The sequence below is a fragment of the Salinarimonas soli genome (assembly GCF_008386575.1).
In the GTDB taxonomy this organism is placed as follows: Bacteria; Pseudomonadota; Alphaproteobacteria; order Rhizobiales; family Beijerinckiaceae; genus Salinarimonas_A; species Salinarimonas_A soli.
The window spans coordinates 172362-190649 of the sequence record NZ_VUOA01000005.1 but is presented as its reverse complement, the minus strand read 5'-3'; the positions used below and the strand labels follow the sequence as shown (position 1 = coordinate 190649).

Sequence of the window (18288 nt, the reverse complement as noted above, 5' to 3'; positions counted from 1 at the left end):
GTCGGCGGTTGGCCTCGCGACCCCCACCCCTGCCCCTCCCCGCAAGAGGGAGGAGTGAAGGCTCGCCGCTTACTTCTTCGCGTCGACCACCGCGTGGCTCCAGGCGCCCTCGGGCTTCTTGGTGATCACGGGCGCGTCGCCGCCCGACGCCAGCAGGGTGGCCACGGTGCGATCGTAATCGGCCGGGTCGAGCTTGCCGGAGCCGGACGTGTCGAGGAGCTTGGCAATCTCGCCGGCCATGCGCTTCTGGTGCTTCTCGGTCTGGGCCCCCGAGGCGTCGTTCTCCAGGACGATCTTGGCGGCCTCGTCCGGACTCTTGCGCACGTAATCCCAGCCCTTCTGCGAGGCGGCGACGAACTTCGCCATCCGGCTCACGAAGGCGGGGTCCTTGAGCTTGTCCTGCATCACGTAGAGGCCGTCCTCAAGGGTCGCGACGCCCTGCTCCTCGTACTTGAAGACGACGAGCTGCTCGGGCTTGAACCCGGCGTCGATCACCTGCCAGTACTCGTTGTAGGTCATGGTCGAGATGCAGTCGGCCTGCTTCTGGATCAGCGGGTCGACGTTGAAGCCCTGCTTGAGCACCTTCACACCGCCGGCCGAGCCGTCCGTCTTAAGGCCGAGCTTCGCCATCCAGGCGAGGAACGGGTACTCGTTGCCCGAGAACCAGACGCCGAGGGTGCGGCCCTTGAGGTCGCCGGGGGTCTTGATGCCCGTCTCGGCCCGGCAGGTGAGCATCATGCCCGACTGCTTGAAGGGCTGGGCGATGTTGACGAGCGGCACGCCCTTCTCGCGGGCGGCGAGCGCCGAGGGCATCCAGTCGACGATCACGTCGGCGCCGCCGCCGGCGATGACCTGCGGGGGCGCGATGTCCGGGCCGCCCGGCTTGATGTTCACGTCGAGGCCCGCCTCCTTATAGAAGCCTTTTTCCTTGGCGACGTAATAGCCCGCGAACTGGGCCTGCGTGACCCATTTCAGCTGGAGGTTCACCTTCTCGGCCTGCGCGAAGGCGGTTGTGGAGCCGAGCGCGAGGGCCGCGGCCAGTAGAGTGGTCCTGATCATCGTTGGTCTCCCCGTAAAACGCCGCCCGCGTCCCCTTATGTGCGGTACGACGGATGCCAAAAGGTCGCCCCGCGCTCGATGAGCGCGACGGCTCCATAGAATGCCGAGCCGGCGATGGCCGCCAGCGCGATCTCGGCCCACACCATGTCGAGGGACATGCGCGCCACCTCGATCGAGATGCGGAATCCCATGCCGACGGTGGGCGTCCCGAAGAACTCGGCCACGATGGCGCCGATGAGCGCCAGGGTGGAGTTGATCTTCAGGGCGTTGAAGATGAACGGTAGGGCCACGGGAAGCCGGAGCTTCAGGAGCGTGGTCCAGTAGCCCGCCGCGTAGGACTGCATCAGGTCGCGCTCGATGCGCCCCGCCGCCGTCAGCCCCGCGACCGTGTTCACGAGCATGGGGAAGAAGGTCATCACCACCACGACCGCCGCCTTCGAGGGCCAGTCGAAGCCGAACCACATCACCATGATGGGCGCGATGCCGATGACCGGCAGCGCCGACACGAAATTGCCGAGCGGCAGCAGGCCGCGGCGCAAGAAGGGCACGCGGTCGGCGAGGATCGCGACGACGAAGCCCGCGCCGCAGCCCATCGCGTAGCCCGTGAGCACGGACTTCACGAAGGTCTGGATGAAGTCGTCCCGCAGGACCGGCATGGATGCCGCAAAGCGCCGGGCGATCGCGGAAGGCGCCGGCATGAGGACCGACGGCACGCCCGCCCCGACGACGATCACCTCCCAGAGAAAGAAGAGGAAGGCCCCGAACAGGATCGGCACCGCGAGCGACGCAAGGCGATCCGCCGGGCGGCTCTTGAGGCGCAGGTTCGACAATCCGCTGAGCGCCACGATCGAGGCAAGCCAAAGCGCGACGACGAGCCCCCAGAACAGCGGCCCGGGCGCCCCGGCGACCCCGGGGCGGTGCACCAGCATGAGAACGTAGAGGCAGCCCGCAAGGACGAGAGGCGTCAGGACGGAGGCGCGACGGGCGGCGGTCATGCGGTGCGGGCCCCCATGCTCCGGTTGACGAGCCGCTCGACCAGGCCGACCGTCGCCACCAGAAGCGAGGCGAGGATCGCGGCCCCGAAGAGCGCAGCCCAGATCTGGATCGTCTGGCCGTAATAGGAACCCGCGAGCAGCCGCGCGCCGAGGCCCGCCTGGGCGCCGGTCGGCAGTTCGCCGACGATGGCGCCGACGAGGCTGATCGCCACCGCTACCTTCAGGCCCGCGAAGAGGTAGGGCAGCGAGGCGGGCAGCCGCAGCCTCCACAGCGTCTGCGCCTGCGAGGCGGAGTAGGTTCGCATCAGGTCGCGCTGCATCGGATCGGGGGAGTTCAGGCCCTTCACCATGCCGATGGTGATCGGGAAGAAGCAGAGATAGGCCGAGATGATCGATTTCGGCAGCAGCCCCGTGACTCCGATCGAGCCCAGGACCACGATGATGATCGGCGCGATGGCGAGGATGGGGATCGTCTGCGAGGAGATCACCCAGGGCATGAGGCTGCGCTCGAGGGTCTTCACGTGGACGACGAGCACGGCAAGCACGATCCCGAGCGCCGTCCCGAGGCCGAAGCCCACCAGCGTCGAGGAGAGCGTCACCCAGGCGTGGTAGACGAGGCTGCGCCGGGATGTCGTCGGCGTGTCGATCACGGTCTTCTTCAGCTCGAAGACGATCTGATGCGGCGCCGGCAGCATCGGGCGCTCCTGCCCCATGGTGGCGAGCGCGATCTCGGGTGCGCTACGCGCCTCTCCCGCTCGCTCGAAGGCGTCCGCCGTGCCGCGCCAGTTCATGGCGAGAGCCGCCGCGTACCAGAGGCCGACGATCGCGAGGACGATCACGAGCACCGGCAGCGTGTTGCCCTCCCACGGGCGGAAGGACGCGCGGCGTGCCTTGAGGCCGGGTATGGCAGCCGCCTCAGTCGTCATAGGAGTGTCCCGCCCGCAAGCCTTCGCGGACACGATGAGCGATCTGCAGGAACTCGGGCGTTTCGCGGATATCGAGGTCGCGCATCCGGCCGAGCGAGCTCGCGTCGATGATGTCGATGATGCGCCCGGGGCGAGGCGACATCACCACGATCTTCGTCGACAGGAACACCGCCTCGGGGATCGAGTGAGTGACGAAGAGCACGGTCTTGCCCGTCTTGTCCCACAGCCGCAGCAGCTGCTCGTTGAGGTGGTCGCGAACGATCTCGTCGAGGGCGCCGAAGGGCTCGTCCATCAAGAGGAGCTTCGGGTCGAAGGACAGGGCTCGGGCGATGGAAGCCCGCTGCTGCATGCCCCCCGACAATTGCCAGGGGAACTTGTTCTCGAAGCCCTTGAGGTTCACGAGCTCCAGCTGGCGCGCCGAGCGCTCGCGCCGTTCTGCCTTGGAAATCCCGAAGATCTCCAGAGGCAGCTCGACGTTGCGGCGGATGGTGCGCCAGGGATAGAGCGCGGGCGCCTGGAAGATGAAGCCGTAGTCCCGGCGAAGCCTCGCCTCGTTGGGGCTCACCCCATTGACCCGGATGTGCCCGCCGCTCGGCTGTTCCAGATCGGCGACGACTCGCAGGAGCGTGGTCTTGCCGCAGCCGGAGGGGCCGATGAAGGAGACGAACTCGCCCTCGGCAATCTGGAGATCGACGTTCGACAGGGCATAGACCGGCCCGTCCGCCGCCTCGTAGGTGAGCGACAGGCCCTTGATGTCCACCACCGGCGCGCCGGCGACGGCCCTAGGGGCCGGCTCCGTCGACGCTCTCATCGGCACGACCATTCCACTCACGACGTGCTCCCCGACGCGCTCAAGCCCGACCTCTCCCTCACCGTGCAATCCTTACCGCGGCGCACGCAAGGCCCATGCCGCCCTTGCCTGTGGGCGGCGGGCCCGGAGCCGTGCCCACCGCCTGCCGCAACGATAGGCATCAAGCCGCCGCCTTGAGCACGTCCGAGAGCGTTCCGACGATCTCGTCGATCTGCCCCTTCGAGATGATCAGCGGGGGCGAGAGCGCGATGATGTCGCCCGTGGTCCGGATCAGCACGCCGCGCTCGAAGCATTCGAGGAAGCACGAGAAGGCGCGCTTCGTCGGCTCGCCGGTTATCGGCTCCAGCTCGACGGCACCGACGAGGCCGATGTTGCGCGCGTCGATGACGTGCTTCGTGTCCCGCAGGGAGTGGATCGCGTCCGCCCAATAGGGCGCGAGCTCGGCGGCGCGGGTGAGGAGACCCTCCTCGGCATAGGTGTCGAGAGTTGCGATCCCGGCCGCGCAGGCGAGCGGATGGGCCGAATAGGTGTAGCCGTGGAAGAACTCGATGAGGTGCTCGGGGCCGGTCATGAAGGCATCGTGGATCTCCGACTTCACGAAGACCGCGCCCATGGGCACCACGCCGTTGGTGATGCCCTTCGCCGTGATCATGATGTCGGGCGTCACGCCGAAATAATCGGCGCCGAAGGGCGTGCCGAGGCGTCCGAACCCGGTGATCACCTCGTCGAAGATGAGCAGGATGCCGTGCTTGTCGCAGATCTCGCGCAGGCGCTTAAGATAGCCCTTCGGCGGCACGAGCACGCCCGTGGAGCCCGCCACCGGCTCGACGATCACCGCCGCGATGGTGGAGGCGTCGTGAAGCGTCACGATCCGCTCCAGGTCCTCCGCGAGCTCGATGCCGTGCTCCGGCTCGCCCCGGGTGAAGGCGTTGCGGGCGGGGTCATGGGTGTGGCGCATGTGGTCGACGCCCGACAGCAGCGTGCCGAACATCTTGCGGTTCGAGACGATGCCGCCCACCGAGATGCCGCCGAAATTCACCCCATGATAGCCGCGCTCCCGGCCGATCAGGCGTGTGCGCGTCCCCTGTCCCCGCACCCGCTGATAGGCGAGCGCGATCTTGAGCGCCGTCTCCACCGACTCGGAGCCGGAATTCGTGAAGAAGGCGTGGTCCATGCCTTCGGGGGTGATCTGGACGAGGCGCGAGGCGAACTCGAAGGCCTTGGGATGGCTCATCTGGAAGGCGGGCGCGTAGTCGAGCTCCGCCACCTGCTTTTGCACCGCCTCGACGATCTTGGGCCGGCCGTGGCCGGCGTTCACGCACCACAGGCCCGCCGTGGCGTCGAGGATCGGCCGCCCCTCAGGGGTGTAATAGTGCATGTCCTTGGCGCCTGCGAGGAGGCGCGGCGACTGCTTGAACTGCCGGTTCGCGGTGAACGGCATCCAGAACGCATCAAGATCGTTGGGGAGCGGGCGCGTCATCGGAACGACGTTCATGATCTGGATCCTTTTCGGTCGGCTCGTCCCCGCGTCGCGGCGAACGGTGTCAGTGTTGCCCTTGCCGGGGCCGCCCCACAAGCCTTAGGGTCGCGCCCCGGGATTGGCGGAGTCGAGCGGTGGCGGACGAAGTGTGGCCGGAGGGCCGGGCGGCTCAGCGCAAGACCCGAGCCGGCGAGGCCAACGCGGAACGCATCCTCGACGCGGCCCTCAACGTCTTCGCGGCCTACGGCTTCCGGGGCGCGCGCATCGACGGCATCGCCGCCGCCGCCGGCCTCTCGAAGCCGAACCTGCTCTACTACTTCCGCACCAAGGAAGACCTCTACACGGCGGTGCTCGCCCGCACCCTCGACATGTGGCTGGAGCCCTTGCGCGAGCTCGACGGCGCCCAGGATCCAGAGACGGCGCTTCGCGCCTACATCGCAGCGAAGCTCGCCTATTCCCGCAGCCATCCCGCCGCCTCGCGCCTCTTCGCCTTGGAGATGCTGCAGGGCGCCCCCCATCTGAACGCTACCCTCACCGGGCCTCTCCTCGCCATGGTCGAGGCGAAGGCGCGCGCCATCCAGGGCTGGATCGACGAAGGACGCCTGCGCGCGATCGATCCCAAGCATCTCATCTTCGCGATCTGGGCCACCACGCAGCACTACGCCGATTTCGGCACCCAGATCCGGGCGCTCACCGGGGCGGGGCTGGAGGAGGAGAGCTTCTACGAGACGACGCTCGCCAACCTCCAGCACATCCTGCTGGAGGGCGTGCTGCCCCGGGACCGCGCCGCGCAGGGGTCTTGAGCCCGCCATCCGATACGCCCTCCCCCACTCGACGAGGGCGGGGCGAAGGCCCCGCCCGTCCGTTCTACTCGGCGGGCTCCATGGGTTCCAGGGGCTTTCCGGCCGACTCCGCCATGGGGTTGTTCGGGTGCTGGGTCCAGTTGCGGTAGGAGCCGTCGACCACCCGGCCGGTACGCTTATCAAGGGCGTTCACGAGAGGCTCCATCGTGATGCAGCTCTCGATGGGGCACACAGTGGCGCACAGGTTGCAGCCGACGCACTCCTCCTCGATCACCTCGAAATGGCGCACCCCGTTGACGAGGTGCGTGATCGCCTGGTGCGAGGTGTCCTCGCAGGCCACGTGGCAGCGGCCGCACTTGATGCACAGATCCTGGTCGATATGCGCCTTCACGGCGTAGTCGAGGTTCAGGTACTGCCAGTCGGTCACGTTGGGCACGGCGGCGCCGACGAAATCGTCGAGACGGGCATAACCGCGCTCATCCATGAAGGCTTCGAGGCCCGTGATCATCTCCTGGACGATCCTGAAGCCGTAGACCATCGCGGCGGTGCAGACCTGCACCGTGCCGGCGCCGAGCGCCATGAACTCCGCGGCATCCCGCCAGGTCTCGATGCCGCCGATGCCGGAGATCGGCATGCCCCGGGTCGCGGGCGAGCGGGCGATCTCCGCCACCATGTTGAGGGCGATGGGCTTCACGGCGGGGCCGCACATGCCGCCATGGGTCGCCTTGCCGTCGGTATGCGGGCTCGGCACCATCCGCTCCAGGTCGACGCCGACGATGGAGTTGATCGTGTTGATGAGCGACACGGCGTCCGCCCCGCCACGACGCGCGGCTTCCGCGGGCTTGCGCACGTCCGTGACGTTGGGCGTGAGCTTCACGATGACGGGCATGCGGCTGTGCGTCTTGCACCAGCGGGTGACCATCTCGACATATTCGGGCACCTGGCCGACCGCCGCGCCCATGCCGCGCTCGGACATGCCGTGCGGGCAGCCGAAATTGAGCTCGATCCCGTCCGCGCCCGTGGCCTCGACCCGGGGCAGGATGCGCTTCCACGCGTCCTCCTCGCATGGCACCATGAGGGAGACTACCATGGCCCGGTCGGGCCAGCGGCGCTTCATCTCCGCGATCTCGCGCAGGTTCACCTCGAGCGGCCGGTCGGTGATGAGCTCGATGTTGTTGAAGGCGAGCAGCCGCCGGTCGGGCCCGTGCACCGCACCGTAGCGCGGCCCCGAGACGTTGACCACTGGCGGGCCGTCCTCGCCCAGCGTCTTCCAGACCACGCCGCCCCAGCCTGCCCGGAAGGCGCGCTCGACGTTATAGGCCTTGTCGGTGGGGGGCGCGGAGGCGAGCCAGAATGGGTTCGGCGCCTTGATGCCGCAGAAATTGACGCTGAGATCGGCCATGGCGGGCCCCTTTATTCCGCTGCCATGGGCACGAAGCCCAGAAGCGCCCGGTTGATCGAGAGGGCGGCCTGCTTGCCGTCCTCGACGGCGACGACCGTGAGGTCGCGCCCGCCGGCGGCGCAGTCGCCCCCGGCCCAGACCCCTGCGAGGGACGTCCGCCGTTCGGCGTCGACCGCGATGCGCCCGCCCTCCAGGTCGAGGACGTCGCTTTCGCCCGCCACGGGCCCCGGCACGAACGACTGGCCAATGGCGCGGAAGAGCTGATCGGCCGGCAGCTCGAAGGTCTCGCCCGTGTCGACGAGGCGCCCGTCCCGCTCCGCCGTCCCGGCGAAGGTGACAGCGGTGAGGGCGCCGTCCGCGCCGCGCACCGACAGCGGGCGCGCCCAATGGCGGACCACTACGCCTGCCGTGAGGGCGAGCTCCTGCTCGTAGCGGCTCGCGCCCATCTGCTCGGCACCCCGGCGATAGACGATGGTGACCTCCTCGGCGCCGAGCTTCTTGGCCTGGACGGCGGCGTCCACCGCCGTCATGCCGCCGCCCACCACCACGACCCGGCGGCCGATCGGCAGGGTCGAGAGGTCGGCGGTCTGGCGCAGGGTCTCGATGAAGGCGACCGCATCCTCGACGCCCGAGAGCCCCCCGCCGTCGATCCCTAGCGCGTTCACGGCCTGGAGGCCGAGCCCGAGGAATACCGCGTGGAAGTCGCGCCTGAGGTCTGCGAGGGTGAAGTCGCGGCCGAGCGCCTGGCCCGTGCGCAACTCGATCCCGCCGACGCTCAGGATCCAGTCCACTTCGGCCTGGGCGAAGTCGTTCGTCGACTTGTAGGCCGCGATGCCGTGCTCGTTGAGGCCGCCCGCCTTCGCCCGCGCGTCGAACACCACGACCTCATGGCCCAGCGTCGCGAGCCGGTGGGCGCAGGAGAGGCCTGCCGGGCCGGCACCCACCACGGCGATTCGCGTTCCGTTGGGCGCCCCCCGCCGGTAGAGCGGGCGCCCGGAGGCCATCACCGCGTCCGTGGCGAAGCGCTGAAGCTGGCCGATGAGGACGGGCTTGCCCTCGGCCTCGTTGCGCACGCAGGCCTCCTCGCACAGCGTCTCCGTCGGGCAGACCCGGGCGCACATGCCGCCGAAGATGTTGGCGTCGAGAATCGTCTTGCCGGCGCCCCGGGCATTGCCAGTCGTGATCTGGCGGATGAAGAGCGGGATGTCGATGCTCGTCGGACAGGCGGTGATGCAGGGCGCGTCGTAGCAGAACAGGCATCGTTCCGCCGCGACCCGGGCCTCGTGCGCGTCGAGCGCCTCGTGCAGATCGGAGAAAGCAGGCGCGTAATCGCACGAGGCGAGGCGCCCGGCGCGGATGTCCGGTGGTGTAGACATGGGTCCTCCTGCCCGCGATGCGGGGCGTCAGGCCGTCGATTCGTTCACCCTCAGGCCTGCCTCTCGAGGGGCCGGCTCATGATTTGACCATCTGATCAAAGCTTGCGTGAGGTGTCAAACGGCCTTTGGCACAGTCAGCCTTTGCGCGCGAGTCTGCCGAAGGCGCGGGAGATGCGGGGGCGCAACGGGAGGAAGCCGCGATAGGCCAGCTCGGCCAGCGGCAGGATCGGCGGCGAGCCAACGAGGTGCCCGAACCAGCGCCACCCCGGCAGCGCCCGCCACAGACGGGCGAAGGCCGCGGCGCCCGACACAAGCCGCCCGTCCGATTCCCGCACATGGAAGCGGGCGAGCGCGGTTGCGCACGAAAGCCCCTCCCCCGGGGGCGTGGTCGAGACGTCCACGAAAACGACGGCGTCGGCGCCCGGTCGCCGGCGGTAATAGTCGATCTCCGCCCGGCAGAGCGGGCAGGCACCGTCGTAATAGACCGTCAGGTTGGGCATGGCTCACCCATCGCGGTGCGGTGCGCCTACTTGCCGATGGCTCGACGCAGTGCGTCGTTGATCCGCTCCTGCCAGCCCGGGCCGTCCTCCTGGAAGTGCTCCAGCACGTCGCGATCGATGCGCAGGGACACGAGCTCGCGGGCGGGCGGCAGGCTGACCTTGGGCTTCGGCGGGGCCTCCGCGTCAGCGGGCTTGGTGGTCGCCGCCTTGAAGGCCGCTTCGGCAGCCTGGCGCGGATCGCTGGTGCGCCGGAAGGGTGGTCTCGACATCGTGGGTCTTCAACTCCGCTGACTGCGTCACGCCGGCCCGGCTGTCTCAAGGGGGAAAGCCGTTCAGCACGGGCGTCGATAGGAGAGACCACTCGCGCGGCGCGCGCAAGGTCGATCAGCGGTTACGCCACGAATCCTGGTCGGGTTCGTACTCACCGGGCCTTGCGCGGCGACGTTCCCACTCCGCGGGCGGCGGTCCGCCATCATCGCGATCCGATCCGAAGATGCGGTCACCGACACCGGCCACCGCCGACCAGACCCCGGAGACGAGCGGGCGGGCCTGCGGCCCGAGCGCGACCGCGAGCGTGAATCCGAGCACGAAGGGCAGGATCCAGTGGCGGACCACGCTCCATAGGATCGCGAGCACCACAAGGGGGATGAGGACGGACACGGCTTGTTCGGCAGAGATGGGCAAGGACGGACCTCTCGCATTGGGGGCCCGTCCCTTGAACGCCAACCATGGCTTTCGTCTGGCACGCGGTCCGGGCGATGCCCGATGGGTGAGCCTCCCGGACCGCTGCTTGGCTAGCTGTCGCGCCAGTCGCCGGCGCCGTGACAGCGGCGGATGGTGCGGCCCTCGTCCGAGAGGGAGTGGAGGTGGATCCACTCGTTCTCGATCAGCTCCCGCACCGAGGCGTGCTTCGTGATGACCGCGTCCATCGCGGCTTCGCCAGCCTCGATGAACACGTTGAGCCGCAGGGGCTCGTGGACGAAGCGCTCGCCGTCATGGACCGACTGGAGCGGCAAGCCGACCTTCAGGTCGCCCGCATTGCCCTCGAGCACGCCGAGCTGTCCCACCACGTTGTGGAGCACCTTGTTGCCCGAGCCGAAGGCGCGGTTGTTCACGGTCGAGCCGTAATATTGAAGGTTGATCCAGCTCGCCACCACCATCGGCGCGGTCATGATCAGCTCCAGGACCCCTTGGCTCGTGTCCTTGCCGTGATCGTAATCGTGCAGGAAGGCGCGGCCGCCGAGATCGAGCCCCTGCGTGCGCTCCCGGGGGGCCGCGATGAAGGCGGCGTTGCCGGCAAGGCCCCATTCGGGCCGGACCTGAGACCAGTCGCGGCTGCGCTCGAGCACCTTCTCGTCCGTCGCCTCGGGGCCCGTGAGCCCGAGCAGCGCCGTGCGCTCCAGGCGCGCCAGGGACGCCGCCTTGGCAAGCCAGGTTTTGAGGCGGGCGAGGTCGGAGGCGTGCGAGACGGGCACGTGCCCCTCGTCGTAGATCGTCACCTCGTCCGTGGTGGTGTCGTGGAGCGCGCCGAGGAACCAGGTGTCGTCCGGCACCGGAAGGCCCCGCTCGCGCAGGCCCTCGCGCACGCCCAGATCGTTGAGGATGGCCGCGGCGACCCGTGCATTCGCCTCGCCGGTGTGGCCGCCGCAGGCGCCGCAATCGAGCCCCGAGGCATGCGGGTTGTTCACCGTGGTGCTGCCGTGCCCGGTGAGCATGACGAGGCGAGCGAAGCCCTCCGTCATCGACATGGCCTTGAGCACGGCTTCCGCCATGGCGACGCGCTGCGCCGGCTCGAAGCCCGTGGCCCGGCCGCCGACCTTGCGCGGCTCGAGCCGCGGCCCGACGCGGCGCGCCACTGACCCGTCAAGCCCGTCAACCGTCGGGTTCGCGACGGGGCGGGTGACGCCGAGGCTGTCGGAGGCGATCTTACCCGCGAACAGGAGACCTGTCGTCTCGACATAGGAGAACGACGACACGGCCGAGAGCTTGAACGACTTCCAGGCCTTGGCGGCACGCCGGCGTATCAGCCGGAGCCCGAGGACCTCCGTCTCCTCGTCCGGGGAGGCGTCGCCGACCTGCTCGCAGACGATGAAGGCGGGCTTGAGCAGCACGGGGCACTGCGCCCCGCCCCGCTGATGGCCGATCGGCACGTACTCGATCGGAAAGCCGAAGAACCCGGCGAAGCCGACGGTCTGCGCCTGCGGGCAGGCGGTCTCGAACGCGCGCCGGAAGATTTCCGAGCGCACGTCAATGCAGAACGCGGCCTGAACCGGCTTGCGCACGGGCAAGGCCTCGGCGCGGGGGCGCGCCGCATGGCCTTTGAGCCCGTCGACGAGCCGCCGCCGGTAGGCGATCTCGTAGGCCTGCTGCAGGAGCAGGTCGACGGCGAGATCGGGATCGGCGCCGAGCGCCTCGTCGTCCGGCAGCGCGGCCGCGTCGGCCATGGCCTTCGCCCACGCGTCCTTCATGGCGGCGTCGGTGCGCGCCTCGAAGAGGGCGTAGCCCCAGGCGATGCGGATGGCGAGGAGCTCGACGAGGGTGTCGTCGGTACCGCCATGGAGCTCCGCGTTCCAGGCCAGGTAGCGGGCGTAGGCGGCCCAGCCGCCGATGTCGAACAGGGCGCGGTGCAGGTAGTCCTCCACCGCCCGGCTCGGGATGCCGAGCTTGGCCACGACCTCGCCGATCGCCTCCACCGGATCCTCCGGCAGCGCCATGATCGAGCGCCGGAAGCCCGGGACGCCCATGATCTCGGGGTTGCGATCGTAGCGGGCGATGTCGCGCCAGGCCGTGTAGGGCGAGGCGCCCCGGGTGGGCATGCGCCAGCTCGCCTGGCCCTCGTCGAAATAGGCGGCGCACCAGCGCGAGATCTCGTCGATCATGAAGCCGACGAGGGACGCCTGCCGATCGCCCTGGGCGACCGCGTCGAGCACTTCCGCCACGGTGGCGACGACGGCGGCGGGCCGGGCGCTCCACCGCGGATCGAGGGCCGCGGCCGCCTTTAGGGCGGCAACGTCGGCCGGGGCGCCCGGGCGCGCGGGCGAGGCCTTGAGCGCCGCATCAAGCGCGGCGTCGTCAATGGCGCCGGCGGCGATCGCCTCCCGGTAGAAGGCGCGGGGCATCAGCATGTCGACGCCCGCGACCCGCCGCAGCGTCGCGCAGGTGGCGGCGAAGGACTGGTTCGTAAAGCCGAGGAACGGGTTGACGGCGACGAAGTGCTTCAGCGGCCAGAGCGGCGCGATCTTGCGGCAGGCGCCGCGGATCGCGGCGTCAAGGGCGGGCCGGTCGACCATGGCGGGAGCGATGGGAGCGAGTTTCAGCGCTGCGGTCATGGCGTCAGGCCTTCACGTTCGAGGAGACCGGGGTGGTGCGGGGCCAGTGGCGCAGCACCAGGCGGTTGGCGAGGGTGTTCAGGTAGAGCCCGTGCGAGAGATGCACGTAGAGGGCCCGCCAGGCCGGGGCCTGGGCATGCCGCGCCATGAGGCTCTGGAACACCACAAGGCCCGCGAATGAGAGCACCACGAGGGCGACGATCGCGAGATCGAAGGGGCCGCGCAGGGGCAGCGTCGCGGGCAGGCTCGAGGCCATAAGATGCTCGGCCACAGCCTGGAGGGCGAAATAGGCGAGCGCCACGGAGACCGTCAGCACCACCGTCCGGCCGATCACGTAAGCGTTCGGCCGCTCGTCGATGGCGTTGGCCAGGAGATGGACGAGGCCGAGGAGGAGAATCGCGCCGAGCGCCACGGCGCCGGGCTTCTCCTGGAGCGTCGTCCCGAACAGGGCCGCCACGAGGAGCGTCACCACGAGCGCCGCGAGGAGCGCCATCACAAGGCGAGCCGGGTGGGGCTGGCCGCCGGGGCTCGGCGTCCACGAAGCGCGCGCGAGGTCGATCACACTGCCGGAGGACAGGAAGGCATGAGCCTTGTAGAGCGAGTGGGCCACGATGTGCAGGAGCGCCGCCGGGAAGGCGCCGAGCCCGCACTGAAGCATCATGAAGCCCATCTGAGCGACCGTGGAATAGGCCAGCGAAACCTTCACCGAGGTCTGGGTGAGCATCACCACGGAGCCGAAAAGCGCGGTAGCGCCGCCGACCAGGACGAGAACCTCCAGGGCGCCGCCAGACAGCGAAACGACGTCGGCAAGCCGCAGCACGAGGAAGCCGCCGGCGTTGATGATGCCCGCGTGCAGGAGCGCGGAGACGGGGGTCGGCGTCTCCATCACCTCGATGAGCCAGCCGTGCAGGGGCAGCTGCGCCGACTTTAGGAGCGCAGCGACCACGACGAGGAAGGCCACCGCCGTCACTGCGCCCGACGTCGTGCCGGCGGCCTTCATGGCGTTGGCGCCGGCGAAGAGCCCGGCGAAGTCGAGGGTCCCGAAGGTGCCGAGGAGGAGGAGAGCCGCGAGGACGAGGCAGGCGTCGCCGATGCGGCTTGCCACGAACTTCTTGCGCGCCGCGAGCTGCGCGGCCGGACGCTCGCCGTAGAACAGGAGAAGGCGGCTGAGGCCGAGGCTCGTCGCGATCCAGGCCCCGATGAACTGGACCAGGTTGCCCGAGATGATGAGGGTGAGCACCGCCGCGAGCGTGAGCGCCATCCACTTCAGGAAGCATCCCTGGTTCGGGTCGCCGGCGAGGTAGTTGCGGCTGTAGCGCAGCACCACGACGCCGATGAACGACACGAGCACGAACATCACCGCGGAGAGCGCGTCGGCATAGACCCCCAGGCCGATCCCGCGCAGGCCTAGCGTCCCGCTCACGAGCGCGCCGCCGCTCGCCACCGCCACCGCCGTGAGGAGCGCCACCGCGAACGCGACGAGCGCGGCGACGAAGGTGCGGTCGGCCGTGCGGCGCGGCGCGGCGTTCGCCTGCGCCGACGGGAGGGCGCCGGCGGCCACGAGGGCAAGCGGGCCGATGAGAACAAGCCAGGAGAGCAGGGACGACATGGGCGGTTCGCTCCGCAAGAGACGTTGCCCTGGCATTACGCGGGAGGAACCGTTTCGGAAAATTCGAAGTTTGCAACCTATCGTTAGATGAAACAGAATATGTCATGGCCTTTCTGAACTATCACCATCTCCGCTACTTCTGGATGATCGCCTCGGAGGGGAGCCTCACACGGGCGGCCCAGCGGCTCAACGTGTCGGCATCCTCGCTCTCGGTGCAGTTGAAGGCGCTGGAGGATCAGCTCGGCCAGCAGCTCTTCGAGCGGCGTGGGCGGGCCCTCCAGCTCACCGAGGCCGGGCGCATCGCGCTGGGCTACGCGGAGACAATGTTCCGCTCCGGCGAGGAGCTCGTCAGCATCCTGAAGGGGCTCGGGCGCGAGAACCGCCAAGTGCTGCGCATCGGCGCGGTGGCGACGCTCTCGCGCAACTTCCAGCTCGGGATCCTGCGCCCGCTGATCAGCCGCCCGGACGTCGAGCTCGTCGTGCGTTCGGGCGCGTTCGGCGACCTCCTGGCGCAGCTCGAGGCTCACGCCCTCGACCTGGTCCTCGCCAACCAGCCCGCCACGATCGACCTCGACGCCGACTGGCAGAACACGCTCGTTGCCGACCAGCCGGTGAGCCTTGTCGGTCGTCCGGACGATGGAACGGCGCCGCTCGACTTCCCCCGGGATCTCGCCCGGATCCCCATCGTCCTCCCAGGGAGCGGCAGCACGATTCGCACGGCGTTCGATTCGCTCCTCGACGAAGCGGGGATCAGGCCGATCGTGCTCGCCGAGGTGGACGACATGGCGATGCTGCGCCTTATCGCCCGCGAGAGCCACGCCGTCACCCTGGTCCCCCCCGTGGTCGTGATCGAGGAGCTGACGGCGGGCGTCCTGGTCGAGCGCTGCAGCCTGCCGCAGATCAAGGAATCGTTCTACGCGATCTCGCGCCGCCGCCGGTTCCCGAACCCGCTCCTGCGCGAGATCGCCGCCGCCGGGTGAGACGGCCGCACCGGATCAACCCTCGCCGGAGCCCTGGAGCTTGTCCTGGGTCTTCGTCAGGAAGTCGCTCGCGTCATGCCGCTCGTGCAGCTGGCTCGCCGGCTCGCCCGAGATGCGGTTCACCATCCGCCCGCGCTTGACCGCAGGCCGGGCACCGACGGCTTCGGTCCAGCGCTGGAGGTTGCGGTAGTCCTGCACCTGGAGGAACTCGCCGGCGTCGTAGAGGAGCCCCCTCGCGAGCGCGCCGTACCAGGGCCAGATCGCCATATCGGCGATCGTGTATTCGGACCCGGCGACGTACTCGCTCGTCGCGAGCCGCCGGTCGAGCACGTCGAGCTGCCGCTTCACCTCCATGGCGTAGCGGTTGATCGGGTATTCCATCTTGCTCGGCGCGTAGGCGTAGAAATGGCCGAAGCCGCCGCCGAGGAACGGCGCGCTGCCCATCTGCCAGAACAGCCAGGACAGGCACTCCGCCCGCGCCGCGCCGCCAGCAGGCAGAAACGCGCCGAACTTCTCGGCGAGGTGGACCAGGATCGCGCCCGACTCGAAGATCCGGATGGGCTCGGGGCCGCTGTGGTCCATCAGCGCCGGGATCTTCGAGTTCGGGTTCACCTCGACGAAGCCGCTGCCGAACTGGTCGCCGTCGCTGATCCGGATCAGCCACGCGTCGTATTCCGCCCCGGAGTGCCCTGCTTCGAGCAGTTCCTCGAGCATGACGGTGACCTTCACGCCGTTCGGGGTCCCGAGCGAGTAGAGCTGAAAGGGGTGCCGGCCTATGGGAAGCTCTTTGTCGTGCGTCGGTCCGGCGATCGGGCGGTTTATGTTGGCGAAGCGCCCGCCGCTTTCCTTGTCCCAGGTCCAGACCTTCGGCGGGGTGTAGTCAACGCTGTCCGTCATGGTCGGTCTCCGGTTGATTGCCTGCCAGAATAGGGCCGATTCGCCGGGCCAGCGTCACCCCTGCGCTCGATCACGTCTTGTCGACGACGGCCTTCGCTGGAAGCTTGAACAGCCCGACGAAGCGCTCGGCCAAGGCGCGGTCTCCGGCGAGCGACAGCGCTCCCACCGCCTCGAACTTCGCCATGGGGACGCCCCCGTAGACCACCGCCGCGATGGCCTCGGCGCTGCTCTCCAAGATGAAATCTCCTTCTGCCGCCGGCTGACGCGCCGGCTCGGCCGTGCCGTTCGCCACCCTCACGCAGAACTCCTCCGATCCGAGACGAAACCCGGCCACGATCCCCGCATCGCCCAGCGCTCCTGGATCGAACATCGCCTTGAACGAGAACATAAGGGACGCGGCGCTCAGCGGCAGGGTCGGGTCGTGCCCCGGCGAGCGGGCGGCCCAGCGCCCAAGGCTGAGGATGACGGGTTCGAGCTCGTAGCCCCAGGAGGTCAGCTCGTAGACCCCCACCGAGGCAGGTGGCGGCAGCCGGCGGCGGGTGAGCACCCCGGCGGCTTCCAGTCCCTCCAGGCGTTGGGTCAGTACGTTGGCGCTGATGCCGGGCAGGCCCGCCCGCAGGTCCGAGAAGCGCTTGGGACCGAGCATCAGCTCGCGCGCGACGAGCAGAGCCCAGCGCTCGCCGACGAGATCGAGCGCGTGCGCGGTCCCGCATGCGTCGTCGTAGCGCCGCCGGGAGGCAAGATCGTTCATTCAGTTATAAAACCTAACTTACGAGTTGCATATCGTAACAGAGCCGGTCATGCTCGGCAAATCAGGGGCAGCCGGGGGAGCTTCTCCGGCGGAAAGGAGAGCAGCGATGCGCGTGATGGTGCTGGTGAAGGCGACCCGGGACAGCGAGGCCGGGGCCATGCCCTCGACGGAACTCCTCGCGGCGATGACCCGCTTCAACGAGGAGCTCGTACAAGCCGGGATCTTGGTGTCGGGCGACGGCCTGCATCCGTCCTCAAAGGGCAAGCGCGTCGTGTTCGAGGGCCAGAGCCGCACATTGATCGACGGCCCGTTCGAGGCGATCGAGGAGCTCGTGGCGGGCTTCTGGGTCTGGCAGGTGAAGGACATGGCGGAAGCCGTTTCCTGGGCGCAGCGTTGCCCGAACCCGATGCCCGATGGCGGCGTGCTGGAGATCCGTCCGCTGCTCGAGGCTGCCGATTTCGGCGAGGTGCTCACGCCTGAGATGGCCGAAACCCATGCCCGCCTGCGCGAGCGGCAAGCCACTCGCTGATCTGCGCCAGTCGAACCAACAAGCCGGGGGAGGAACGACGATGACCGATTTTGCAGGGCGCTTCGTCTGGTACGAGCTGATGACGACGGAGCCGGAGGCGGCCGAGGCCTTCTACCGCTCGGTGGTCGGCTGGGACGCCGCTCCGTTCCCCGGCGGACCCGGCGGCGGCTACACGGTGCTGTCGGCGGGCGGGAGAGGCACGGCCGGGCTCATGGCGATCCCGCCCGAAGCCTACCAGGCGGGCGCCCGCCCGGCCTGGCTCGGCTATCTGTGCGTGGACGACGTGGATAAAGCGGCCGCGCGCCTGCGCGCGGCCGGCGGTGCGGTACATCTCGACGCGAGGAGCATTCCCGGCGTCGGGCGGATCGCGATGGCCGCCGACCCGCAGGGGGCGGCCTTCTACCTGATCGCGCCCGAGGGCGCGGGCGAACCGACGCCTCCGCCCGGCCGCGCCGGCAGCATCGACTGGCACGAGCTGCACACGACCGACTGGGAAGCGGCATTCGGCTTCTACGCCGACCAATTCGGATGGGCGAAGGGCGAGGCGATGCCGATGGGTCCGATGGGTACCTACCAGCTCTTCCACGCAGGCCCCGGAGACCCGGAGGCGGCTGGGGGAATGATGAACAGCCCCGCCTTCCCGCGCCCGGCATGGCTCTACTACTTCCACGTGGATGGTATCGAGCAGGCGGTGTCGCGCGTCGAGGCCGGCGGCGGCCGCGTGCTCCAGGGCCCGCACGAGGTGCCGGGCGGCGGATGGATCATCCAGGGGCTGGATCCTCAGGGGGCCATGTTCGCCCTGGTGGGTCCGCGCCGCTGACGACCACTGCCCCAATCCTTC

At 69.2% G+C, this 18288-nt stretch carries 18 protein-coding genes; 4 read left to right on the top strand and 14 right to left on the bottom strand.

Annotated elements, in window-relative coordinates:
• Nucleotides 1-69: 69 nt before the first annotated feature.
• The 5 genes from F0L46_RS02215 to aptA all read right to left on the bottom strand — a co-directional run bounded on the left by F0L46_RS02215 (nucleotide 70) and on the right by aptA (nucleotide 5286).
• A complete protein-coding gene (locus F0L46_RS02215; RefSeq protein WP_149815389.1) occupies nucleotides 70-1059 on the bottom strand; it encodes an ABC transporter substrate-binding protein in 990 nt (329 codons plus the stop codon).
• Between the two features lie 35 nt (nucleotides 1060-1094).
• The gene (locus F0L46_RS02210; protein ID WP_149815388.1) at nucleotides 1095-2054 is read right to left on the bottom strand and encodes an ABC transporter permease; all 960 of its coding nucleotides are present in this window, start codon (nucleotides 2052-2054) and stop codon (nucleotides 1095-1097) included.
• Nucleotides 2051-2980, bottom strand: a complete 930-nt coding sequence (locus F0L46_RS02205) for an ABC transporter permease (RefSeq protein ID WP_149815387.1) — start codon at nucleotides 2978-2980, stop codon at nucleotides 2051-2053. Before F0L46_RS02205 ends, F0L46_RS02210 begins: the two co-directional genes overlap by 4 nt.
• Complete coding sequence (locus tag F0L46_RS02200; RefSeq protein ID WP_240539814.1) at nucleotides 2970-3791, bottom strand: ABC transporter ATP-binding protein; 822 nt, start codon at nucleotides 3789-3791, stop codon at nucleotides 2970-2972. Before F0L46_RS02200 ends, F0L46_RS02205 begins: the two co-directional genes overlap by 11 nt.
• Before the next feature lie 160 nt (nucleotides 3792-3951).
• The gene (aptA, locus tag F0L46_RS02195; protein WP_438646654.1) at nucleotides 3952-5286 is read right to left on the bottom strand and encodes an omega-aminotransferase AptA; all 1335 of its coding nucleotides are present in this window, start codon (nucleotides 5284-5286) and stop codon (nucleotides 3952-3954) included.
• Between the two features lie 119 nt (nucleotides 5287-5405).
• Between aptA and rutR the strand changes: the two genes are divergently transcribed.
• Nucleotides 5406-6074 carry an HTH-type transcriptional regulator RutR gene (rutR, locus tag F0L46_RS02190; protein ID WP_240539813.1) on the top strand — a complete coding sequence of 223 codons (669 nt, stop codon included), beginning with the start codon at nucleotides 5406-5408 and terminating at the stop codon, nucleotides 6072-6074.
• 64 nt (nucleotides 6075-6138) lie between these two features.
• On the opposite strand, the gene preA is transcribed toward rutR, so the two are convergent.
• The 7 genes from preA to F0L46_RS02155 form a co-directional block, all read right to left on the bottom strand.
• Nucleotides 6139-7476 carry an NAD-dependent dihydropyrimidine dehydrogenase subunit PreA gene (gene preA / locus F0L46_RS02185; protein WP_149815386.1) on the bottom strand — a complete coding sequence of 446 codons (1338 nt, stop codon included), beginning with the start codon at nucleotides 7474-7476 and terminating at the stop codon, nucleotides 6139-6141.
• A gap of 11 nt (nucleotides 7477-7487) precedes the next feature.
• On the bottom strand, nucleotides 7488-8852 hold the full coding sequence (locus F0L46_RS02180; RefSeq protein ID WP_149815385.1) for an NAD(P)-dependent oxidoreductase: 1365 nt from the start codon (nucleotides 8850-8852) through the stop codon (nucleotides 7488-7490).
• Nucleotides 8853-8986: 134 nt separating this feature from the next.
• A complete protein-coding gene (locus F0L46_RS02175) occupies nucleotides 8987-9352 on the bottom strand; it encodes a thiol-disulfide oxidoreductase DCC family protein (protein WP_149815384.1) in 366 nt (121 codons plus the stop codon).
• 26 nt (nucleotides 9353-9378) lie between these two features.
• Nucleotides 9379-9621, bottom strand: coding sequence for a BrnA antitoxin family protein (locus tag F0L46_RS02170; protein ID WP_149815383.1), 243 nt, complete (start codon nucleotides 9619-9621; stop codon nucleotides 9379-9381).
• Between the two features lie 115 nt (nucleotides 9622-9736).
• Nucleotides 9737-10036, bottom strand: coding sequence for a hypothetical protein (locus F0L46_RS02165; RefSeq protein WP_149815382.1), 300 nt, complete (start codon nucleotides 10034-10036; stop codon nucleotides 9737-9739).
• A gap of 110 nt (nucleotides 10037-10146) precedes the next feature.
• Entirely contained in the window at nucleotides 10147-12681 is a 2535-nt protein-coding gene (locus F0L46_RS02160; protein WP_149815381.1) for a YbcC family protein, read from the bottom strand.
• A gap of 4 nt (nucleotides 12682-12685) precedes the next feature.
• Nucleotides 12686-14290 carry an NADH-quinone oxidoreductase subunit L gene (locus F0L46_RS02155; RefSeq protein ID WP_149815380.1) on the bottom strand — a complete coding sequence of 535 codons (1605 nt, stop codon included), beginning with the start codon at nucleotides 14288-14290 and terminating at the stop codon, nucleotides 12686-12688.
• A 104-nt stretch (nucleotides 14291-14394) separates the two neighbouring features.
• Here F0L46_RS02155 and F0L46_RS02150 point away from each other — a divergent pair, with 104 nt between their 5' ends.
• Complete coding sequence (locus F0L46_RS02150; RefSeq protein WP_149815379.1) at nucleotides 14395-15270, top strand: LysR family transcriptional regulator; 876 nt, start codon at nucleotides 14395-14397, stop codon at nucleotides 15268-15270.
• Between the two features lie 15 nt (nucleotides 15271-15285).
• Here the strand turns inward: F0L46_RS02150 and yghU are convergent, their stop codons facing one another.
• Together yghU and F0L46_RS02140 are read right to left on the bottom strand one after the other, a co-directional pair.
• The gene (yghU, locus tag F0L46_RS02145; RefSeq protein WP_149815378.1) at nucleotides 15286-16167 is read right to left on the bottom strand and encodes a glutathione-dependent disulfide-bond oxidoreductase; all 882 of its coding nucleotides are present in this window, start codon (nucleotides 16165-16167) and stop codon (nucleotides 15286-15288) included.
• Between the two features lie 70 nt (nucleotides 16168-16237).
• Complete coding sequence (locus F0L46_RS02140) at nucleotides 16238-16918, bottom strand: winged helix-turn-helix transcriptional regulator (RefSeq protein WP_149815377.1); 681 nt, start codon at nucleotides 16916-16918, stop codon at nucleotides 16238-16240.
• A 106-nt stretch (nucleotides 16919-17024) separates the two neighbouring features.
• Here F0L46_RS02140 and F0L46_RS02135 point away from each other — a divergent pair, with 106 nt between their 5' ends.
• Nucleotides 17025-17447, top strand: coding sequence for a YciI family protein (locus tag F0L46_RS02135; RefSeq protein ID WP_149815376.1), 423 nt, complete (start codon nucleotides 17025-17027; stop codon nucleotides 17445-17447).
• A 40-nt stretch (nucleotides 17448-17487) separates the two neighbouring features.
• On the top strand, nucleotides 17488-18267 hold the full coding sequence (locus F0L46_RS02130; RefSeq protein ID WP_149815375.1) for a VOC family protein: 780 nt from the start codon (nucleotides 17488-17490) through the stop codon (nucleotides 18265-18267).
• The last annotated feature ends 21 nt before the right edge of the window (nucleotides 18268-18288 follow it).